This is a genomic window from Micromonospora sp. CNB394, assembly GCF_000374985.1.
Lineage (GTDB): Bacteria > Actinomycetota > Actinomycetes > Mycobacteriales > Micromonosporaceae > Micromonospora > Micromonospora marina.
The window spans coordinates 47,064-53,650 of record NZ_KB895860.1 but is presented as its reverse complement, the minus strand read 5'-3'; the positions used below and the strand labels follow the sequence as shown (position 1 = coordinate 53,650).

Genomic DNA, 6,587 nt, shown 5'->3' with positions numbered 1-6,587 from the left:
GCTGCGCAGGTTCTGGTGAAGCTGGGTGCTGATCTGAACCGGGTGCGGCAGCAGGTCATCCAGTTGCTGTCGGGCTATCAGGGTAAGGAGCCGGCTGCTGCTGGTGCTGCCCCGGGTGAGGCCGCGCCGTCGACCAGTCTCGTGTTGGACCAGTTCGGCCGTAACCTGACCCAGGCGGCGCGTGAGGGCAAGCTCGATCCGGTGATCGGGCGTGAGAAGGAGATCGAGCGGGTCATGCAGGTGCTGTCCCGCCGGACCAAGAACAACCCGGTGTTGATCGGTGAGCCTGGTGTCGGTAAGACCGCTGTGGTGGAGGGTCTGTCGCAGAAGATCATCAAGGGTGAGGTGCCCGAGACGCTGAAGGACAAGCAGCTTTACACGCTTGACCTGGGTGCTCTGGTGGCTGGTTCCCGTTACCGTGGTGATTTCGAGGAGCGTCTGAAGAAGGTGCTCAAGGAGATCCGTACTCGTGGTGACATCATTTTGTTCATCGACGAGATCCACACTTTGGTGGGTGCGGGGGCGGCTGAGGGCGCGATCGACGCCGCGAGCATCCTCAAGCCGATGTTGGCCCGTGGTGAGTTGCAGACCATCGGTGCCACCACGCTCGACGAGTACCGTAAGCACTTGGAGAAGGACGCTGCTCTGGAGCGTCGTTTCCAGCCGATCCAGGTGGGTGAGCCGTCTCTGGCTCACACCATCGAGATCCTCAAGGGTCTGCGGGACCGTTACGAGGCGCACCACCGTGTGTCCATCACTGATGCTGCTCTGGTCGCCGCGGCGACGCTCGCCGACCGGTACATCTCGGATCGGTTCCTGCCGGACAAGGCGATCGATCTGATCGATGAGGCGGGTGCCCGGATGCGGATCCGCCGGATGACCGCGCCGCCGGACCTGCGCGACTTCGACGAGCGCATCGCTCAGGTGCGCCGTGACAAGGAGTCCGCGATCGATGCGCAGGACTTCGAGCGGGCTGCGCAGCTGCGCGACACGGAGAAGCAGCTGTTGGGTCAGAAGGCGCAGCGGGAGAAGGAGTGGAAGGCCGGTGATCTGGACGTCGTCAGCGAGGTCGACGACGAGCAGATCGCCGAGGTGCTCGGTAACTGGACCGGTATCCCGGTCTACAAGCTGACCGAGGAGGAGACCTCGCGTCTGCTGCGTATGGAAGACGAGCTGCACAAGCGCGTCATCGGCCAGGAGGACGCGGTCAAGGCGGTGTCGAAGGCGATCCGGCGTACCCGGGCCGGCCTGAAGGACCCGAAGCGTCCCTCCGGCTCGTTCATCTTCGCCGGCCCGTCCGGCGTCGGTAAGACCGAGCTGTCCAAGGCGCTCGCCGAGTTCCTGTTCGGCAGCGAGGACGCCCTCATCCAGCTCGACATGTCGGAGTTCCACGACCGGTACACGGTGTCCCGGCTCGTCGGTGCCCCTCCGGGCTACGTCGGCTACGACGAGGGTGGGCAGCTGACCGAGAAGGTGCGGCGCCGGCCGTTCTCGGTGGTCCTGTTCGACGAGATCGAGAAGGCCCACCCGGACGTGTTCAACACGCTCCTGCAGATCCTGGAGGACGGGCGTCTGACCGACGGTCAGGGCCGGATCGTGGACTTCAAGAACACGGTCATCATCCTGACCACCAACCTCGGTACGCGTGACGTCGCCAAGGCGGTGTCGCTGGGCTTCCAGGCATCTGAGGACTCCGAGTCGAACTACGACCGGATGAAGCAGAAGGTCAACGACGAACTCAAGCAGCACTTCCGGCCCGAGTTCCTCAACCGCATCGACGACACCATCGTCTTCCACCAGCTGCGCGAGAACGAGATCCTCTCGATCGTGGACATCATGATCCAGCGGATCGAGACGCAGCTACGCAACAAGGACATGGGTCTGGAGCTGACCGACAACGCCAAGAAGTACCTGGCGAAGAAGGGCTTCGACCCGGTACTGGGCGCACGGCCGCTACGCCGCACGATCCAGCGCGACATCGAGGACAACCTGTCCGAGCGGATCCTCTTCAACGAACTGACCCCGGGCCAGATCGTGGTGGTGGACTGCGAGGGCGACCCGGAAAACATCGACAAGTCCAAGCTCGTCTTCCGGGGCGCGGACCGGCCGGACGCTGTGCCGGACGCGGTCCCGGCGGACCTCGGCGGCACCGCCGCCACCGGCGCGGACGACGCCGCATAACCAGAGCACCAAGGGCGACGGCCCCGGTAGGCGAAAGCCACCGGGGCCGTCGCCTTCTTCTGCCCACCGCACCGCCCACCCCGCCCTGCCGCCCCCGCCCGCACGTGTCGATCATGAAGTTGACGGCGACAAATCGGACGGAAGTTGCGGTCAACTTCATGATCAACCGGGCCGGGCCGGGGCGCGGTGGGTGGGTGCGGGATTAGGGGAGGGGGACGGCGGGGCCGTCGCCGGCCAGGCGGAATGACTCCTCGCCCACCGGTTCCACCAGGCCGTCCGTGACCAGCCCGGCCAGCGCTCGCGCCCGCTGGACGTCGTCGTGCCACACCTGGTCCAGCCGCTGGTGCGGCACCGGACCGGTGGACTCCCGCAGCACCGCGAGCAGCAGTCCGCGCACCTGCCGGTCGGTGCCGGCGTAGCGCTGCGGCCGGCGGGTCGGACCCGTGGGCGCAGCCTGCCCGGAGGCCCGCCAGGCGCAGCTCGACTCGACCGGGCAGACCGCGCAGCGCGGCGCACGGGCGGTGCAGACGACGGCCCCGAGTTCCATGAACGCGGCACTGGCCAGCGCGGCGGCGGCCGGCTCGACCGGCAGCAGTTCCTCGGTGGCGACCAGGTCGGCCGGGCGGGTGGTGGGGCCGGCGTCGGGTTCACCGGCGATCGCCCGGCACACCACGCGCCGGACGTTTGTGTCCACCACCGGGTGTCGCTGCCCGTACGCGAACGCGGCGACCGCGCGGGCCGTGTACGTGCCGACGCCCGGCAGTGCCAGCAACTGGTCGAGCCGGTCGGGCACCACGCCGCCGTACCGCTCGACGATCGCCACCGCGCACTCGCGCAGGCGTACCGCCCGGCGGGGGTAGCCGAGCCGCCCCCACATCCGGATCGCCTCGGCCGGGGTGTCCTCGGCGAGCGCGCGCGGCTCGGGCCAGCGGGCCAGCCACGCCTGGAAGGCGGGCACCACCCGGACCACAGGGGTCTGCTGGAGCATGACCTCGCTGACCAGGATCGCCCAGGCGCCGATGCCGGGCTTGCGCCACGGCAGGTCGCGGGCGTTGCGCTCGTACCACCGGCTGACCTGGGTGGCGAATGTGGGATCGGACATCGCGCCGTCGATCATGTCACGGCGGTCTTTCCCGCAGGTTGGGCGGGCCGGGTGGCCGGGCGCGATCGATCATGGGCGTCGGGGCAGAATGTCCGAATGAACGAGCTCGCGATCACCGTCATCGGCCGGGACCGGCCGGGCATCGTGGCCGACGTCGCGGAGGTCCTCGCCCGGCTCGGCGCGAACCTCACCGACTCGACGATGACCCGGCTGCGTGGACACTTCGCGATGACGCTGATCTGCGTGGGCCCGGCCGCCGCCGACGTCGAGGCCGCGCTGGCTCCGCTCGCCGCCGACGGGCGCCTGCTGGCGACCGTACGTGCTGTCACGCCCGACGGTGGCAGTGAGCCCACGGGTGAGCCGTACGTGCTGGCGGTGCACGGCGCCGACCGGATGGGCATCGTCGCGGCCATGACCCGGGTGCTTACCGACGCGGGCGGAAACGTGACCGACCTGAGCACCCGGCTGACCGGTTCGCTGTACGTGGTGGTCGCCGAGGTCGACTTGCCGCCCGGTGTGTCCGACGAGGTGGCCGGTCGGCTCACCCGGGTCGCCGCGGAGCTGGGCGTGGGGGTCAGCCTCCGCCCGGCGGACACGGATCTGCTGTGACCGGCCCGGAGTACGCGGGCCTGGGCGGCTGGACACCGGAGAAGCTCGGCGTTCCCGGTGCGGTACGCCCGGTGGTCACCGCGCCGGAGCCGGTGCTGAGCCGGCCCGGGCCGGAGGTCGACCCCACATCCGCCGAGGTGGTGCGCCTCGCCGCGGACCTGGTGGCCACGATGCGCGTCTCGCCCGGTTGTGTGGGACTGGCGGCGCCGCAGGTCGGGGTCAGCGCGCAGGTGTTCGCGGTGGACGTCACGGGGCACCCGAAGGCGGTCACCGTGCACGGCACGTTCGTGCTCTGCAACGCGCGCGTGGTGGAGGCGTCCCGGTGGAAGGCCGGGCGGGAGGGCTGCATGTCGGTGCCGGACCTGACCGGCGACGTGAAGCGGGCCAGCCGTCTGGTGGTCGAGGGCGCGCTTCCCGGCAGCGGCGAGCCGGTCCGGCTGGTGACGGACGGCTTCGAGGCGCGGGCGCTCCAGCACGAGATCGACCACTGCGCCGGGCTGCTCTTCCTCGACCGGGTGGCCGGCGCGCACGCGATCTACCAGCGCAAGGACTACCTCTGACGGTGGCCGTCGCGATCCAGTGTGGACGAAAGCGGCCGTACGGCGGCGGGTTACCGGCGCGTCGGACCGGCGAGCCGTGCGCCGCGCGGCTACGGTAGGCGCATCATGCGTCTGACGGTCGGCCCCCTGCCCCCTGCTGTGTACTGGCGGCGTCGTGCCGTCGTGCTCGGAGCCGGGCTGCTCTTCCTGATTGTCCTGCTCTATTCCTGCACCGTTTCGGACCGCAACACCGGCGCGCCGGGCACCGACCCGTCCCCGACCGGTTCCGCCGGGCCCGACCCGTCGGACTCGGTGCTGACCCCGCAGTCGGGCAGCCCGTCACCGACACCGGGCGACTCCGGTGACGGTGGGGCGAACACCGGTGGCGGGAACACCGGTGGCGGGAACACCGGTGGTGGGGACGACGGCGGCGGCGCGAACAACGGGGGCGGCACCGGCAACGGTGGCGCTACCGGTCAGCCGGTCTCCGACGACGGCACCTGCACCGACTCCGAGCTGCTGGTGACGCCGGTTGCGGTGCCGCAGACCGCCCAGCGGGGCGCAGTTGTCACGCTGCGCCTCAAGGTCAAGAACGTGTCGAACCGTACGTGCAGCCGAGACGTCGGGGCCGACCTCCAGGAGCTGTACATCAAGGCGGGCGCGGAGAAGATCTGGTCGTCGGACACGTGCGGCACCGGCACGGGCTCGGACCCGCAGTCGTTCACGCCGAACTTCGAGCGCTCCTACGCGCTGGGCTGGAACGGCAAGCGGGACAACAAGTGCGCGAGCGGGCTGGCAAACGGTGAGTTCGCCGCGATCGGCGAGTACCAGGTGTTCGCCCGCGTCGGCACCAAGATCAGCGAGCCGGTGAAGCTGACGATCACCGGCTGAGCGGCCGGTCAGACGTACCGTTCGAGGATGCTGGCCTCGGCGAGCCGGGACAGGCCCTCGCGGACGCCACGGGCGCGGGCGTCGCCCACGCCCTCGACCGCCTGGAGGTCTTCCACGGTCGCGCCGAGCAGCCGCTGGAGGCTGCCGAAGTGCACCACCAGCCGGTCGACCACGGCGACCGGCAGCCGGGGCACCTTCGCCAGCAGGCGGAACCCGCGCGGGCTGACCGCCGCGTCGAGCGCGTCCGAGGCGGACGGATAGCCGATCGCCTTCGCCACCGCCACGAGGTCGATGAGTTCGGTGGCGCTGAGCAGGTCGAGCTCGACGAGCGCCTCGTCGAGCGTGCGCGACTTTCGGCCGGTCGGCAGGTAGTCGCGGATGACCAGGGTGCGGTCGGCGTCCACACCGGCCATCAGCTCGTCGAGCTGGAGCGCCAGCAGGCGGCCGTCGGTGCCCAGTTCCACTACGTAGCCGGCGATCTCGTCGGCGATCCGCCGGACCATCTCCAGCCGCTGCACCACCGCCACCGCGTCGCGGACGGTGACCAGATCCTCGATCTCCAACGCGGAGAGCGTGCCGGAGACCTCGTCCAGCCGGAGCTTGTAGCGCTCCAGCGTGGCGAGTGCCTGGTTGGCGCGGGACAGGATGGCCGCCGAGTCGTCGAGCACGTGCCGCTGGCCGTTTACGTAGAGGCTGATGATCCGCATCGACTGGCTGACCGAGATGACCGGGTAGCCGGTCTGCCGGGCCACCCGCTCGGCGGTCCGGTGCCGGGTGCCGGACTCCTCGGTGGGGATGGACGGGTCGGGCATCAGGTGCGCGCCGGCCTGCACGATCCGGGTGCCGTCGCTGGAGAGCACCACAGCGCCGTCCATCTTGCACAGCTCACGGACCCGGGTGGCGGAGAACTCCACGTCCATCGGGAAGCCGCCGGTGCAGATCTGCTCGACCACCTTGTCGTAGCCGAGGACGATCAGCGCGCCGGTGCGGCCGCGCAGGATCCGCTCCAGACCGTCCCGCAGGGCGGTGCCGGGAGCCATCAGGGCGAGGTTGGCGCGCAGCGGATCAGCGCCGGCCCCGCCGCCGACGCTTCCGTTGACGCTCACGCTGATGGCACGGGCGGGGTTGCCGCTCACGGCGCTGGTACGGGCGTGCGGCGTCGCCGTAGCGGGCTTGGTGGCATCGCGGTCGATCGGCACGGGCACAGTCTACGGACTGCCATGCGGTGGGTGCTCTCGTGGTTACTGTGATGTGTCACGATGCCC

General features: G+C 70.1%; 6 protein-coding genes. 4 read left to right on the top strand and 2 right to left on the bottom strand.

Translation table 11 applies throughout. The annotated features are described in order from the left end of the window. The coding region (locus tag C569_RS0126175) for an ATP-dependent Clp protease ATP-binding subunit (protein WP_026268666.1) at window positions 1-2,181 on the top strand (2,181 nt) is incomplete at its 5' end. A gap of 202 nt (window positions 2,182-2,383) precedes the next feature. Here the strand turns inward: C569_RS0126175 and C569_RS0126170 are convergent. Then, a complete protein-coding gene (locus tag C569_RS0126170) occupies window positions 2,384-3,283 on the bottom strand; it encodes an A/G-specific adenine glycosylase (protein ID WP_026268665.1) in 900 nt (299 codons plus the stop codon). 96 nt (window positions 3,284-3,379) lie between these two features. On the opposite strand from C569_RS0126170, the gene C569_RS0126165 reads away from it, so the two are divergent. From C569_RS0126165 to C569_RS0126155, 3 genes are all read left to right on the top strand, one after another. Further along, entirely contained in the window at window positions 3,380-3,892 is a 513-nt protein-coding gene (locus tag C569_RS0126165) for a glycine cleavage system protein R (RefSeq protein ID WP_018788698.1), read from the top strand. Then, on the top strand, window positions 3,889-4,452 hold the full coding sequence (locus tag C569_RS0126160) for a peptide deformylase (RefSeq protein WP_018788697.1): 564 nt from the start codon (window positions 3,889-3,891) through the stop codon (window positions 4,450-4,452). Before C569_RS0126165 ends, C569_RS0126160 begins: the two co-directional genes overlap by 4 nt. Window positions 4,453-4,557: 105 nt before the next feature. Beyond that, entirely contained in the window at window positions 4,558-5,322 is a 765-nt protein-coding gene (locus C569_RS0126155) for a hypothetical protein (RefSeq protein ID WP_026268664.1), read from the top strand. Window positions 5,323-5,330: 8 nt separating this feature from the next. Here C569_RS0126155 and disA read toward each other — a convergent pair whose 3' ends face one another. Continuing rightward, on the bottom strand, window positions 5,331-6,521 hold the full coding sequence (disA, locus tag C569_RS0126150; protein WP_018788695.1) for a DNA integrity scanning diadenylate cyclase DisA: 1,191 nt from the start codon (window positions 6,519-6,521) through the stop codon (window positions 5,331-5,333). Window positions 6,522-6,587: the final 66 nt, after the last annotated feature.

Excerpts from the sequence above, each read along its gene's own strand:
- C569_RS0126170 (WP_026268665.1), bottom strand. The coding sequence starts at position 3,283 with ATGTCCGATCCCACATTCGCCACCCAGGTCAGCCGGTGGTACGAGCGC.
- C569_RS0126155 (WP_026268664.1), top strand. The coding sequence starts at position 4,558 with ATGCGTCTGACGGTCGGCCCCCTGCCCCCTGCTGTGTACTGGCGGCGT.
- C569_RS0126165 (WP_018788698.1), top strand. The coding sequence starts at position 3,380 with ATGAACGAGCTCGCGATCACCGTCATCGGCCGGGACCGGCCGGGCATC.